Source organism: Arthrobacter pigmenti (genome assembly GCF_011927905.1).
In the GTDB taxonomy this organism is placed as follows: Bacteria; Actinomycetota; Actinomycetes; order Actinomycetales; family Micrococcaceae; genus Arthrobacter_D; species Arthrobacter_D pigmenti.
The window spans coordinates 145,034-158,549 of record NZ_JAATJL010000001.1 but is presented as its reverse complement, the minus strand read 5'-3'; the positions used below and the strand labels follow the sequence as shown (position 1 = coordinate 158,549).

Genomic DNA, 13,516 nt, shown 5'->3' with positions numbered 1-13,516 from the left:
CCGCGAGACGTTGAGGGCAACAAGGAGGTTTCCCATGAGATCCATAGGCGACGCCACAAGCAGCGCCACCGTCAGAAGCACAGGTCTACTGGCAGGCGCCGTACTCGCTGTGCTGTTGGCGGGGTGCGGCGCGCCGGGCAGCAATCCCGGTGCTGACCTGACGCCCGCACCCACTGACTCGACCGACTCATCCACGGAGCCAACGGATCCTGCAGGATCTGCGTCCGGCTCCCCCACTGATTCAGAGAGCACCATGCCAACAGATTCGCCGAAACCAAGCCCTACGCTTCCCAGCGACCCCGCCGCCGTCGGTACCGCGATGCTGAACATCAGCATCAAGCAGAGTCCGGAGGCCGAGGCAACGCAGTACGTGTTGGAGTGCACCGCGGATGGCGTTGGAGAGGCCACCACCCTGCCCAATCCGGAGGCAGCGTGCGCGGCCGTGAAGGAATTGGGTGCAGCGTTCTTCACCGCCAAGCCCGACCCCAACCGGATGTGCACGCAGCAGTACGGGGGCCCACAGACGGCATCGGTCAAGGGCACCGTGGACGGTAAGCGGGTCTCGGCGTCGTTCGCGGCCACCGATGGCTGTGAGATCTCTCGGTGGAACGCACTTGAGTCCATCCTCGGAACGTCCGGGGCACGCTAGACGCTTCCTTTTCGGGCCTATGAAACCGGGTCACGGATGCCCTCGATGGGCCGGTAGAATGGGACAGCAAGCTCGCGGAGCGCCGGATCGTGTCCTCAATTGAGAGTGGACGCTTGGTTTCTGAGCGTGAGACGGCACCCGTCGGGCAACCGCATTTAAAAGCGCTGTTCTTACTTAACAGGAGTTGCCGGATGCCCCGGATCGTTGTTGACGTCATGCCCAAACCTGAAATCCTCGATCCGCAGGGCAAGGCCATCGCCGGTGCCCTCCCCCGGCTCGGGTTCACAGGTTTCGCCGAGGTCCGTCAGGGCAAGCGGTTCGAACTGACCATCGAGGGTGACGTCACCGAGGAAGTCCTTGAACACGCGCGAAGCGCCGCGACCACACTGCTGTCCAACCCGGTGATCGAGGACGTGACCCGGGTCGAGGTCATTGAGGACGCCCAGTGAGCGTTGAAGTTCCGTTGATCGGCTCGCTGACGGACGTTGACGCTGTTGATTCCAACCTTTCCGGGATCCGCGTCGGCGTCGTCACCTTCCCCGGTTCCCTCGATGACCGCGACGCGCTCCGTGCCGTCCGGCTCGCAGGAGGCACCGGCGTCGCGCTCTGGCATGCGGACCACGATCTCAAGGACGTGGACGCCGTCATCATTCCCGGTGGTTTCTCCTACGGCGACTACCTGCGCGCCGGTGCCATTTCGCGGTTTGCCCCGCTGATGGAGCAGATCACTGCAGCCGCTTCCGGTGGATCGCTTCCCGTGCTGGGCATCTGCAACGGTTTCCAGGTCCTCACCGAGGCGCACCTGCTGCCCGGTTCCATGATCAAGAACAACCACTTGCACTTCCTCTGCCGCGACCAGCGCCTGGCCGTGGAGAACAGCACGACGGCGTGGACGTCGTCGTACTCCGAAGGCAGCGAAGTTGTCATCCCGATGAAGAACCAGGACGGGCAGTTCGTTGCCGACGAGCACACCCTGGACGAACTCGAGGGTGAAGGCCGCGTGGTCTTTCGCTACGTGGGCGGCAACCCGAACGGTTCCCGCCGCGACATCGCCGGAATCACGAACAAGCACGGGAACGTTGTCGGGCTCATGCCCCACCCGGAGCATGCGGTGGAAGCCGGCTTCGGCCCTGACTCCTCAGCGTTCGGCGAGGTTGACGTCCGCGGAGGCGTCGACGGACTCGGCATCTTCACTTCGGTACTGCAGAAACTGGTTAACAAGTGACCACAGGAACAACGTCCAAGAAGTTCAACATCGACACGGTTGAGCATGCCTCTCAGACCCCGGACCAGGAGCTCCCCTGGGCCGAACTGGGCCTGAAAGAGAACGAGTACCAGCGCGTGGTCGAGATCCTCGGCCGCCGTCCAACCGCGGCTGAACTCGCCATGTACTCGGTGATGTGGAGCGAGCACTGCTCCTACAAGTCCTCCAAGGTGCACCTGCGCCAGTTCGGCGACAAGGTTACCGAAGCCATGAAGGAGCACCTCCTGGTCGGCATCGGCGAAAATGCCGGCGTCGTCGATATCGGTGACGGCTGGGCGGTGACCTTCAAGGTCGAGTCCCACAACCACCCCTCCTTCGTGGAGCCGTACCAGGGTGCTGCGACGGGCGTCGGCGGCATTGTCCGCGACATCATCTCGATGGGTGCACGGCCCGTGGCCGTCATGGACCCGCTGCGCTTCGGGGCGATCGACCACCCGGACACTGCACGGCTGGTGCACGGGATTGTGGCCGGCATCGGCGGCTACGGTAACTCCCTCGGACTGCCGAACGTGGGCGGCGAAGTGGTGTTCGATTCCGTCTACCAGGGCAACCCGCTGGTGAACGCGCTGGCGGTCGGCGTGCTGCGGCATGAGGACATCCGCCTGGCTAATGCGTCCGGTGTCGGCAATCGCGTTGTGCTGTTCGGTGCGCGGACCGGCGGTGACGGCATTGGCGGCGCGTCGGTGCTGGCTTCGGAATCGTTCGATTCCACTGAGACGTCCGGCAGGCCGGCTAAGCGCCCCGCTGTCCAGGTGGGCGATCCCTTCGCCGAGAAGGTGCTGATCGAGTGCTGTCTGGAGCTGTTCAAGGCCTCCGTGGTGGAGGGAATCCAGGACCTTGGTGCCGCTGGGATCTCCTGTGCCACGTCCGAGCTCGCATCCAACGGCGACGGCGGCATGCACGTAGAGCTCACCAACGTCCTGCTTCGTGATCCGTCGCTGACCCCGGGCGAGATCCTCATGTCCGAGTCCCAGGAACGCATGATGGCGGTCGTGACGCCGGAGAACGTCGCCGCCTTCGAGGCGATCATGGAGAAGTGGAACGTCGAGTACTCGTGGCTCGGCGAGGTGACCGACACCGGCCGCCTCATCATCGAGTGGGCGGGCGAGAAGATTGTCGACGTCGACCCCCGCACGGTCGCTCACGACGGCCCGGTCTACGAGCGTCCGTACAACCGTCCCGCGTGGCTGGACGGCGTGCAGGCCGATTCCTTCGACGGGGAGCGCCCGGTAGACCTTCGTGGCGCCGTGCTTGAGCTGATGGCCTCGCCGAACATGTGTTCCAAGGACTGGATAACCAACCAGTACGACCGCTTCGTGCAGGGCAACACCGCACTGGCCATGCCCGACGACGCCGGTGTGGTCCGGGTCGATGAGGAGACTGGCCTCGGCATTGCACTTTCGACGGACGCCAACGGCCGCTACTCCTACCTGAACCCGTACGACGGCGCCCGGCTGGCGCTGGCGGAGGCGTACCGGAATGTGGCTACGTCGGGTGCAAAGCCGATGGCCGTGACCGACTGCCTCAACTTTGGCTCGCCCGAGGATCCCGAGGTCATGTGGCAGTTCGCCGAATCCGTCCGCGGGCTGGCCGATGCATGCCAGGAGCTGGGAGTTCCGGTGACCGGCGGTAACGTTTCGCTGTACAACCAGACCGGCGGCGTGGCCATCCATCCCACCCCGGTGGTGGGTGTGCTGGGCGTGTTCGACGACGTCGCCCGCCGCACGCCTTCGGGCTGGCGCGAGGACGGGCAGGCCATCTACCTCCTGGGTACCACCCGCGACGAGCTGGACGGATCGGAGTGGGCGAACCTGCGCGGACACCTCGGCGGACAGCCGCCGGTTCTGGATCTCGACGCCGAGAAGACGCTCGCTGCGATCCTCGTGAACTCGTCGCGTGACGGCATGATCGACGGCGCACACGACCTCTCCGAGGGCGGGCTCGCAGCCGCACTCGCCGAAGCAGCGCTGCGTTTCGGTGTCGGTGCCCGGATCGGGATCGATGAGCTGTGCGAGCGCGACGGAATCGACCCGTTCACTGCACTGTTCAGCGAGAGCCAGGCCCGCGCCGTCGTCGCTGTTCCCCGTTCCGAAGAGGTGCGGTTCAACGACATGTGCACTGCACGGAACTTCCCGCGGCTTCGTATCGGAGTGGTGGACGCGGAGAACCAGGCGCTGGATGTGCAGGGTCACTTCACCCTCCCGCTCGCCGAGCTGAAGGAAGCACACGAAGCGACGCTGCCGAAGTACTTCGGCTGAGTGGGGCTGCGGCCGGCTGCGACTGCTGCCCACCCGGCCGCCGCTGCCCAGATCGTTACCGGCCCGAGGAGAGGTTGCAGCAGGCCAGCGGATAGGGTTGTTTCATGACGACATTCCCGCTTCCCATTGCGCTGTTTGCTTTGATTGCGGCTCTGTTGCACGTCTACATCTTTGTCCTGGAGACCATCCGTTGGCGTCACCCGTCAGTGTGGCGGAAGTTCGACGTCCGTTCCCAGGAGCACGCCAACATCCTCCGGCCCATGGCCTTCAACCAGGGCTTCTACAACCTGTTCCTCGCCGCCGGGGTGATCATCGGCCTGGCGCTCTCGGGAACCCTTGTGGGGTACGGGATGATCGTGATGGCGCTGGGATCCATGGTGCTGGCCGCCGTCGTACTCTTTGTCACCATCCGCGCGCTGTGGATCGGTGCGCTGATTCAGGGGGTTCCGCCGCTGGTGGCGCTGGTTGGCATGGTAATCGTGTCCTTCTGAAATGCGGCGCGCAAAAGATCTGCGCAGCCCGGTCTTTCGCCGGGAAGCTGCTGCTCAGCTTTTTGCGGCGCCTTCGGCCTGTGATTCGGACGTGATGGAGCCGCCAAAGCTTGCCTGAAGCCGTCTTGCGACTTCAACCGAGTGGGCGTCGATCACGTCCTGCGGCAGGGCAGGCATCACGACTTCCCACACCGCGCAGAAGGTGCCCCTCAGCTGCAGCTGACCGGTTGGACGTCCGGTGATGAACCAGTGCAGATGTGCGCTGCCGTCGCCCCACCTGTCCATGTGCACTCTTTCGATGTTGTCCATGCCTTCGACGGCAGCCGCGATATGCCGCAGAAGCACACCCATTTCGGCAGCGAGTTCATCTGGGAGGTCAGCGAAATCATAATGTTTGCGGGGTTGCAGCATCAGCAGCACCGGCAATCCTGTGGGTTCACAAGCGAATAGACGCCAGTTCTCGTTGAGCCATATGCCCTGATCCTGTTGGGCGCACGCCCGGCAATCTTCGGGCCGTACACCGAACCGCTCCGGTTCCGGAACCACCGGATCCAACCACGGCTTGATGGGAAGGCTTGGGACATCGAATGGGAAGGTCATCCACTCTTGTTGATAGCTGGGCAGCCGGCCCTCGGCGTCCGCATGTGATCGGATGAACTCGGCATACTGCTCTGGCGTCCAGGTCATGGCTCCAAGCTATCCTGCGCGTGCGAGGGAACGGGCCGCTGCCAGGTATCGCCGGGTGACCCACCACTGGCAGAACCGGGCTACGGGTGCGCCCAGCTGGTAGAACCAGTGTCCGTGGCGGCTGTAGGCGCGCAGGTCGAAGTAGACGGTGCCGTCCACCGCGAGCTCCGCGATGAACGCCTCCTCCCCGCATTCCGGGTGGCCGGGCAGGGTGGCGTAGCCAAAGCCGGACCGGCGGGCGGTGCGCGCCTGACTGCGGGTGCCGTCGTCGTCGTTATTTTTGTGCAGGTCCGTTGCCCACACCACCTCACACGGCGCGTTCAGTCGCAATGGCCCCACGCCGAAGCGCGGCACCACCACAACCCCGACGGCGGCGCGGGCGGTCCCTGCCACCTCGAGCCCGGCGCGGCGGTGCAGGTCGAAGGTCAGGATCCCCTCAGCGAGGCGACGGAACGCCTCCTCACCTGAGCCGACTTGAATGCGGTGACGGAACGGACGGAACCCTGCCGGCCACACGGCGGTCCGGGTGAAGCCGACTGCTGTGTGAGTGATCTCAGGCATTGCTGCCTGCCTCACCGGATCGCGCCAGGCGGGTCCATCCGAGCGACTCCCTGTCCTTCTTCGGCAGGGAGTCCACCACGAGGTCATAGGAGTCTTCGATCATGTCCCGCAGCATGCCATCGGGGAGGTTTCCGGTGCAGTCGACGCCATTCCAGTGGGTCTTGTTCATGTGATACGCACCGGTGATCTCCGGGTGAGCGGCCCGCAGCTGCTCGGCGAGCGCCGGCTCGCACTTGAGGCTGATGGAAAGGGATGACGAATCGAGGTCCGAGAGAGCGAACATCTTCGCCGCACCGCCCGGCGCCCGCACCTTGAAGACCGATGCCTCCGGCCCGAATGGGAAGTCCTCGAAAGCGCCCGGCATCGACAGGCAGGTATCCCGAAGCTGTGCTGCATCCACAACGACGAGCGTACCGCCAAGCAGTGACATCAAGCAGTGACAATATAGAGGGATCACGATCAAGGAGCACACACAATGGCAGACCTCGGTGGGCACGCACGAAAGATTGCTGACGGGGCGGAGGAAGCAGCGGATTCCAAGGCATTCGAGACGGCCGCCCGGCTGGGATTCGCCGCCAACGGACTCATGCACCTTGTCATCGGGTTTATTGCCGTTGGGATCGCGATGGGTGGCAGCGGCAGCGCTGACCAGTCCGGGGCAATGGGGCAGCTGGCCGCGCAGCCGGGAGGGATCTTCCTGCTCTGGTTCGGTTTCCTCGGATGCGTTGCGCTCGCCCTGTTCCAGCTCAGTGAGGCGGCGTTCGCCTGGAACGGGCGCGAGAGCAAGGAGAAGTGGGGCAGAAAGCTCAAGGCGATCGGGCAGGCAATTGCCTACGCGGCGATCGGCGTCACCTTCGGCATCTACGCGCTCGGCGGCTCGACCGACAGTGGGCAGACCACCAGCACATTCACCTCGACGCTGATGACCAACCCGGCCGGTGCCGTACTGCTGATCGTGCTGGGTGCCGCCGTCATCGGCATCGGCGGCTACTACGTTTACAAGGGTGCCAAGCGGAAGTTCCTCGAGGACCTGCAGCGGGTGCCCGGACGGCCCTGGGGCACGGCCGTGAAGGTGGTCGGGGCCGTCGGCTACTGCGCAAAGGGTGTAGCGCTCGCGGTGCTGGGTCTTCTGTTCATCGTCGCGACGGTGCGGGCAGACCCGGAGGATTCCACCGGGCTCGACGGCGCCCTGAAGTCCCTGCAGGAGCAACCGTTCGGTGCGTTGGTCCTCGGCGTGATTGCGGTTGGCTTGATCGCGTACGGGATCTACAGCATTGTGCGGGCGCCGTTGGAGAAGATGTAGCTCCTGCTACATCTTCTCCAACCGTTACAGGCCCAGCCGAGGCGCCTCGATGGCGGGGCAGGCGTTCATGATGACGTCGAGCCCTGCGTCGGCGGCGCGCTGCGCCGCGTCCTCGTCGATCACGCCCAGCTGCAGCCAGACGGCCTTCGCGCCGACAGCGATAGCGTCGTCCACCACCGCGCCAACGCGCTGGCTGTTCACGAAGCAGTCGACGACGTCGATCTCCCCCGGCACATCCTGCAGCTTCGTGTACCCGGTCCGGCCGTGAACGTCATCGCCCTTCAGGCTCACGGGCACAACATCCATGCCCAGCCGGTCGATGAGGAACTTCGCTACGCCCACTGCCGGGCGCAGCGGATTATTGGAGAGACCGACGACGGCCCAGCGGCCAGGCGTTGTAAGGAGCCTCTGGATGGTGGCAGGGTCATTGTGGTGCGGCATGTGTGCCTTTCATCTCAAACGGTAGTTAGTTCGGTTGCCGGCGTTACGCCACGGAAGGTGCGCCGGTAAGCCGCGGGACTGGTGCCAAGCGTGCGCTGGAAGTGATGACGGAGCAACACAGCCTGCCCGAACCCGGTTTCCCTCGCAATCGCTTCAATGCTGAGGTCGGTTTCTTCCAACAGGCCCTGTGCCCGGAGGACACGCTGGGCTGCAAGCCAGGCGGCCGGCGTCGTACCCGTTTCAGCCTTGAAGCGCCGGGCGAAGGTGCGTTCGGACATGTGGGCGCGTGCGGCGAGTGCGCTGACGGAATGTTCCTCGCTGAGGTGGGTGTCCATCCAGACGAGGACGTCTTCGAGGGTGTCACACTCGGAAACGGAAATGGGGCGGTCGATGTACTGTGCCTGCCCGCCGGCACGGTGTGGCGGTACCACCATGGACCGCGCGATGCTGGTTGCCGCCGCGGCTCCGAGTTCGGTCCGGATCAGGTGCAGGCATGCGTCGATGCCGGCCGCTGTTCCGGCGCTGGTGATGATGTTGCCGTCCTGGACATAGAGCACGTTCTCATCGACCGAAACCTCCGGATACTGCTTGGCGAGTTGTTGGGAGTACATCCAGTGCGTCGCCGCGCGTCGCCCGTTGAGCAGTCCTGCCTCGGCGAGGGCGAACGCCCCGCTGCACACGGAAAGTACCCACGCGCCGCGTTCGTGGGCAGCGCGGAGTGCCTGGTGAACCTCGGGTTGGCACGGTGAGTTGACGCTGTAGGGCAGCATGATCACCAGGTCTGCGGTCTCAGTGGCGGACAGGTCCTCTGTGACCTGCAGGGAGAAACCTGTTTTGCCTGGGAGAAGTCCAGGTTTTGGTGTGCAGACCCGGAAGTCGAATTTGGGTACACCGTCCTGGCGGTCGGAGCGGTCGATCCCGAAAACTTCGCAGGCGACGCCGAACTCGAATGCTGCGACGGGAGGAAGCACGATGGCAGCGACGGAGCAGATCATCGACTCAGTATGGCAGTTTTTACGACGAACAGTAAGATCCCGCCACGACTATCTTTTCTTCCTCCGAATGAAGTCCCTGATCCAGACGACTGTCTCAGGGTGATCGAGGTGGAAACCGTGCTTTCCCCGCGGGATCTTCACCAGAGTGGAGCCCGTGATGAGTTCGTGGAGGACAAGCGCATTTTCCAGCGGCGTCAGCACGTCGTCGGTGCCGTGGAGGATGAGTGTCGGTGCGCGCACGGCGGAAAGCGAGTCCCGCGCGTCGTGCTCCTTACTCGCACGAAAGTGGCGCACTTTGGCGCTTTTCGAGGCACGCGAGATGAAGAAGGTCTTCACGGCGTCCGGATGTCGAGCCGCCCAGTCCGGGGCGAAGAACAACGGTTCGAGCTGATCCGGATCGCCGCTGGTCAGCGCGCGGGTAGCATCACTGTCCCGCTCGCTGCCCATGGCGCCTCCCGGGGACGTTGCGGCGAGGATGAGCACTCCCACGCGGTCCGGTGCGTCGATGGCGAGCCACTGGGCCACTCGCCCGCCCATGGAGTGTCCGTACACATGGGCCTTTTCGACGCCGGCGGCATCCAGCACCGCCAGCGCATCCTTCGCGAACCCGCGGGTGCTATAGCCTTCGGCGGAGCCTTCCTCGCTGCCTCCGGTTCCACGATGGTCGAAGCGGATGATGCGGAAATTCGCTGCCAGTTTCGGCACCACAGGGTCCCAACCGTCCAGATCCGTAGCCTGGCCGGAAATAAGCAGCAGCGGGTGGCCGGCGCCTTCGGCTTTCCACGCCAGACGCGCACCATCCCCAGCTACGGCAAACTCCACCGCATCAGTCTACGGAAGGGTTAGAAGCACCGCTGTCTAGAATCACCGTTGTCAGTCGGAAATGGTGGAGGGCGGTGTGCCGAGGTTGTCGAGTCCGTCCCAGAACGACGGCGGCACTTCAGTTGTGCGAATGCGTTCCAGTTCGGCTATGCGCCCGGTGGAGGAGATTCCAACCACTGTTGAGTCAATTAGTGGTGACTTAAGCGAGAAGTGCAGTGCCGCCGTCGGGAGGTTGATGCCGTGTTCGGTGCAGAGCTTCTCAACACGGGCGACCCAGTCCAGGAGCTCGGGCGGGCTGTCCGCGTAGGCATAGGTTGCACCGCTGGCCGACCCGCGGGCGAGCAGCCCGCCGCCGAACGGCGCGGCGTTGAAGACCCCCATCCCGCGTTCCACGGCGTCTTCGATCAGCGGAAGCGCGCTGCGGTCGACGAGCGTAAAGCGGTTGTGGGTGAGGAGCACGTCGAACGCGCCGGTGCCGACGTAGCGCCGCATGAGGCTGACCGTGCCGGCGGCAATACCGATGGCGTCCACGAGGCCTTGGTCCTTCAATTCGAGCATGCCTTCGATAGCTCCACCGGGTGCGGCAGCTTCGTCGAAGGTGACCGAGTAGGGATCGTGCAGGTGCAGCAGTGGAATCCGCTCTACACCGAGCCGTTCGCAGCTCTCCTCGAAGGAACGGCGCACCCGGTCGCGATCGAATACGCCGGTTTCCGGATCCTGGTCCACCTTGGTGACCACTGACCGGCCCGGCGCTGCGCCGTTCCCGCGGAGAGCGAGCCCGAGAACCGCTTCGCTCCTGCCCTTTGCATAGTTGTTGGAGGTGTCGATCAGGGCGTAAGGGCCGTGCAGCATGGCGGTGGCTAGCCCGACGGCGGTGGCCTCGCCGTCGTCGTCCGGTTTGGTGCCCGCACCGAGAGAGGTGGTGCCGAGCGTGATCGGGCTGGCAGTAAGCCCGGTTGTTCCCAACTGTTGGGGATCGACTGGCGTGCTGACCTGTTCAGTCATGTGTGGCTCCATTCCGACGGCGTCCCTGTGTCCGGGGTGCGCTTTGCGCACACTTTACCGGCCGGCTCTACGGGTAGGGTCGATATTCGAGGTCAACGGACCGTTTGGGGGACGACGGTGAATCACATCAACCGCATCATTGCTGCGGCAGGTGCTGTGGGGCTGAGCGACGGCATGCTGAGGGCAGTGCTGCCGCTCCTGGCGGCGACTGTCACGCTGGATCCCGCTGCCGTCGCGGCGACCACACTATTCTTTTCGATTCCGTGGCTGATTGTGAGCATCCCGTTCGGGCCGCTGGTGGACCGCTTCGACCCCGTGACGATGATGCGCATCATCAACCTGACACGTTTTGCGGGGATTGGACTGCTGGTGGGCGCGGTTCTGATGGGTGACGCCGGATTGCCGCTGCTCTATGTCGGTGCGTTTGTCCTTGGAAGCGCTGAAACCCTGTACGAGATCTGCGCGCAGGTGGTGGTTCCCCGATACGTCGACAAGGAAGACCTTCCCCGCAAGAACGGTCACCTGTTCGGTGTCACCACAAGCATGGGTGGATTCATCGGGCCGGCTGTGGGCGGGTTGCTCGTTGGACTTTCGGCGGTGTGGGCGGTCAGTGCGTCTGCTGTCGGCTACCTCGCCGGGGTATTCATCCTGCTTTCCATTACGACGACGGCGCCAACAGTTCCTGCGGCCCGGCCCCGGTTCCTTCCGCAGATCAGGGAAGGTTTCCGGTATCTGGTGCGGGACCGGTCGTTGCTCTGGCTCGCGCTGATCGGTGGAGCTGCGACAGTTTGTTGGTACGCCTGGACTGCGATCTTTGTTCTCGCCGTCGTCGATCCCGGAATGCTCGGGCTGGAACCGGCCGCCTATGGTGTCTTCCTCGCTGTGCTTGCGGCCGGCAGCGTTACCGGTTCCCTGGTGACCGGATGGTTGCGGAAGAGGATCAGCATGCGGACGTTGCTGGTTCTTTCCCTTCTCGGGTGGGCGGTCTGGTTCGTGGCCCCCGGGATCACTGCCAACGTCTACCTCGTTGGTGTGGCCCTGTTCATTGGCGGTTTTTCGGGGGTCACGTGGAACGTGCTGACAGTAACGTTGCGGCAATCGACGGTTCCGCGGGAGCTGCTCGGTCGTGTCACGGCGGTGTACCGGACCATCACTCGAGGTGGGCGGCCGGTGGGTGCGCTGTTGGGCGGTGTGGTTGCTTCGGCGATCGGGTTACAGGGAACGTTCGTCGCTGTAGGGGTCGTTGCTGGCCTTCTGACCATTCCGCTTGCTGTAACTATCCGGCGCGAGGCTGGTTGAAGGGAGATTAGACGTGCGTGCAGTAGTACTTGGTGGAACCGGAGCAATCGGTGGAGCAACGGCTATGGCGCTGGCCAAAGCTGGTTGGGCGGTGGACGTTACGGGGCGCGATTCTTCGTTGATGCCCGCAGAACTGACAGCGTTGGGCGTACAGTTCCACTCGGTCGAGCGTGCCGATGTTGCGTCGGTCGGCCGCGTGCTGGGCGATGGCGCGGACCTGTTGGTCGACTTGCTGGCGTATCGGGCTTCGGACGTCCGAGCGGTGCTTCCCCTGATGGCGTCGGTGTCCAGCCCGGTGTTGGTCTCCAGCCGTGCTGTGTATGTGGACGGACTTGGCCGGCACGTCAACAGTGACGAGCCGCCGCACTTCGAGGTACCGATTGCCGAGGATGCGCCGACGCTGGCACCAGCGAACGACGACGTCAATCCGTTCAGCCGGGAGGGCTACGCACCGTCGAAGGTTGCGGCTGAGCGGGTGGCTTTGGACAGTGGCCTTCAAGTCACAGTGATCCGCCCGTCCAAGGTTCATGGTCGTTGGGCGCGGAATCCACGGACGCGTATGTTCGTGGAGGCGATGATGGCGGGAACAGAGCGTATCGAGTTGGCTCATGGAACTTCGATCGACCATCTGACCGCTGCGGGCAACACAGCAGCGCTTATCTCAACGGTCGCGCTGAAGCCGGGTGCGCGGATCCTGAACAGTGCCGACCCTGACAGTCCGGGTGCCGAGCAAATTCTCCGCGCGATCGGATCTAGGTTGGGCTGGACGGGAACGCTGGAGCTTCTTGATGATGCTGTCCCGGACCGCGGGCTGCATCCCTGGCTGCAGAAACATCCGATCGTGCTGGACACACGCGCGTCACATCGACTCGGGTATAAGCCGGTGGGTGCGGCGCTGAACCTGTTGGCGGAGGAAGTCGACTGGGTGGCATCTCAGGTTCGTGGGTGAGGGGCGCGGCAGTGGGTGACAGACTTCCAGCATGAGCGATCTTGTCCCCCCGTGGCCGGCCAAGGATCCGTCCTTCGGCGAGGTGTTCCTTCGGCGGTTCATCCCTGAGGATGTGACGGCAGTCATCGATCTCTCCCAAGACGCTTACGTTCCGCATATCGGTACTCTTCCGGCCCGGGCTACGAGGGCTCAGGCGCAAGCATGGCTCGAACGCCAGGAGCAGCGGTATACCGACCGGACAGCATTTTCCTTCGCGATGGCCAACAGGACCACCGGTGCATGCCTTGGCTTCATCGGACTCACCATTCGGGAGCTTCCGAGTGGCCGCGCTCAAGCTGGCTATGCGGTTGCTCCGTCATCCCGCGGACGAGGTGTGGCGTCCGATGGCCTTCGAGCCCTGACAACATTCGGATGGACCATCACGCATCTTCACAGGATTGAGCTCTTCATCGAGCCCTGGAACGCCGCTTCGATCAGGACGGCGGAGCGTGCGGGCTACGAGCGCGAGGGTCTCCTGCGAAGCCATCAGGAGATTGCCGGTCAGCGCCGCGACATGCTCCTCTACTCGGTGATCCGCGAGCGTAATCGGCCGCCCACCTGAACGGCGTACTCCACTCGACAGTTGCGAGAGGTGAGGTACGACGACGACGACGGTGGGTCGGCGTCGTCGTACTTTGTTTTTCCCGTCCGTTGGCTGGAGATCAAGATTCGGGAGCACTTTCTGTTTGTCCGATGTACCCGGCATGGAAACCCATTAGATTGCGTTCACGCGTGCCTGCTTTTCTGGCGCAT

At 64.0% G+C, this 13,516-nt stretch carries 16 protein-coding genes; 9 read left to right on the top strand and 7 right to left on the bottom strand.

The genetic code is table 11. The annotated features are described in order from the left end of the window. The first annotated feature begins 34 nt into the window (after positions 1-34). From BJ994_RS00835 to BJ994_RS00815, 5 genes are all read left to right on the top strand, one after another. A complete protein-coding gene (locus tag BJ994_RS00835; RefSeq protein WP_167990451.1) occupies positions 35-649 on the top strand; it encodes an SSI family serine proteinase inhibitor in 615 nt (204 codons plus the stop codon). 191 nt (positions 650-840) lie between these two features. Beyond that, positions 841-1,098, top strand: a complete 258-nt coding sequence (gene purS, locus BJ994_RS00830) for a phosphoribosylformylglycinamidine synthase subunit PurS (protein ID WP_167990448.1) — start codon at positions 841-843, stop codon at positions 1,096-1,098. Beyond that, a complete protein-coding gene (gene purQ / locus BJ994_RS00825) occupies positions 1,095-1,874 on the top strand; it encodes a phosphoribosylformylglycinamidine synthase subunit PurQ (RefSeq protein ID WP_167990446.1) in 780 nt (259 codons plus the stop codon). The genes purS and purQ overlap by 4 nt, the downstream gene beginning before the upstream one ends. Further along, on the top strand, positions 1,871-4,171 hold the full coding sequence (purL, locus tag BJ994_RS00820; protein ID WP_167990444.1) for a phosphoribosylformylglycinamidine synthase subunit PurL: 2,301 nt from the start codon (positions 1,871-1,873) through the stop codon (positions 4,169-4,171). Before purQ ends, purL begins: the two co-directional genes overlap by 4 nt. Before the next feature lie 104 nt (positions 4,172-4,275). Then, positions 4,276-4,662, top strand: a complete 387-nt coding sequence (locus tag BJ994_RS00815) for a DUF1304 domain-containing protein (protein WP_167990442.1) — start codon at positions 4,276-4,278, stop codon at positions 4,660-4,662. A gap of 54 nt (positions 4,663-4,716) precedes the next feature. Here the strand turns inward: BJ994_RS00815 and BJ994_RS00810 are convergent, their stop codons facing one another. From BJ994_RS00810 to BJ994_RS00800, 3 genes are read right to left on the bottom strand one after another with little or no spacing between them, the layout of a single operon-like run. Beyond that, positions 4,717-5,349, bottom strand: a complete 633-nt coding sequence (locus tag BJ994_RS00810; RefSeq protein ID WP_167990439.1) for an HIT family protein — start codon at positions 5,347-5,349, stop codon at positions 4,717-4,719. 9 nt (positions 5,350-5,358) lie between these two features. Further along, positions 5,359-5,910, bottom strand: coding sequence for a DUF1990 domain-containing protein (locus BJ994_RS00805; RefSeq protein ID WP_167990437.1), 552 nt, complete (start codon positions 5,908-5,910; stop codon positions 5,359-5,361). Further along, positions 5,903-6,310 (bottom strand): MmcQ/YjbR family DNA-binding protein, encoded by a 408-nt coding sequence (locus BJ994_RS00800; RefSeq protein ID WP_167995764.1) that lies wholly within the window; start codon positions 6,308-6,310, stop codon positions 5,903-5,905. Before BJ994_RS00800 ends, BJ994_RS00805 begins: the two co-directional genes overlap by 8 nt. Positions 6,311-6,385: 75 nt before the next feature. Between BJ994_RS00800 and BJ994_RS00795 the strand changes: the two genes are divergently transcribed. Further along, positions 6,386-7,213 carry a DUF1206 domain-containing protein gene (locus BJ994_RS00795; protein ID WP_167990435.1) on the top strand — a complete coding sequence of 276 codons (828 nt, stop codon included), beginning with the start codon at positions 6,386-6,388 and terminating at the stop codon, positions 7,211-7,213. Positions 7,214-7,237: 24 nt separating this feature from the next. On the opposite strand, the gene BJ994_RS00790 is transcribed toward BJ994_RS00795, so the two are convergent. From BJ994_RS00790 to BJ994_RS00775, 4 genes are read right to left on the bottom strand one after another with little or no spacing between them, the layout of a single operon-like run. After that, on the bottom strand, positions 7,238-7,654 hold the full coding sequence (locus BJ994_RS00790; RefSeq protein ID WP_167990433.1) for a CoA-binding protein: 417 nt from the start codon (positions 7,652-7,654) through the stop codon (positions 7,238-7,240). A 14-nt stretch (positions 7,655-7,668) separates the two neighbouring features. Next, positions 7,669-8,649 (bottom strand): GlxA family transcriptional regulator, encoded by a 981-nt coding sequence (locus tag BJ994_RS00785; RefSeq protein ID WP_167990430.1) that lies wholly within the window; start codon positions 8,647-8,649, stop codon positions 7,669-7,671. Positions 8,650-8,697: 48 nt separating this feature from the next. Continuing rightward, positions 8,698-9,471, bottom strand: coding sequence for an alpha/beta fold hydrolase (locus BJ994_RS00780; RefSeq protein ID WP_167990428.1), 774 nt, complete (start codon positions 9,469-9,471; stop codon positions 8,698-8,700). 51 nt (positions 9,472-9,522) lie between these two features. Then, positions 9,523-10,476 (bottom strand): aldo/keto reductase, encoded by a 954-nt coding sequence (locus BJ994_RS00775; protein ID WP_167990426.1) that lies wholly within the window; start codon positions 10,474-10,476, stop codon positions 9,523-9,525. Between the two features lie 117 nt (positions 10,477-10,593). Between BJ994_RS00775 and BJ994_RS00770 the strand changes: the two genes are divergently transcribed. From BJ994_RS00770 to BJ994_RS00760, 3 genes are read left to right on the top strand one after another with little or no spacing between them, the layout of a single operon-like run. After that, positions 10,594-11,775, top strand: a complete 1,182-nt coding sequence (locus BJ994_RS00770) for an MFS transporter (RefSeq protein WP_167990424.1) — start codon at positions 10,594-10,596, stop codon at positions 11,773-11,775. 13 nt (positions 11,776-11,788) lie between these two features. Next, the gene (locus BJ994_RS00765; protein WP_167990421.1) at positions 11,789-12,724 is read left to right on the top strand and encodes an NAD-dependent epimerase/dehydratase family protein; all 936 of its coding nucleotides are present in this window, start codon (positions 11,789-11,791) and stop codon (positions 12,722-12,724) included. Positions 12,725-12,755: 31 nt separating this feature from the next. Then, entirely contained in the window at positions 12,756-13,325 is a 570-nt protein-coding gene (locus BJ994_RS00760) for a GNAT family N-acetyltransferase (RefSeq protein WP_167990419.1), read from the top strand. The last annotated feature ends 191 nt before the right edge of the window (positions 13,326-13,516 follow it).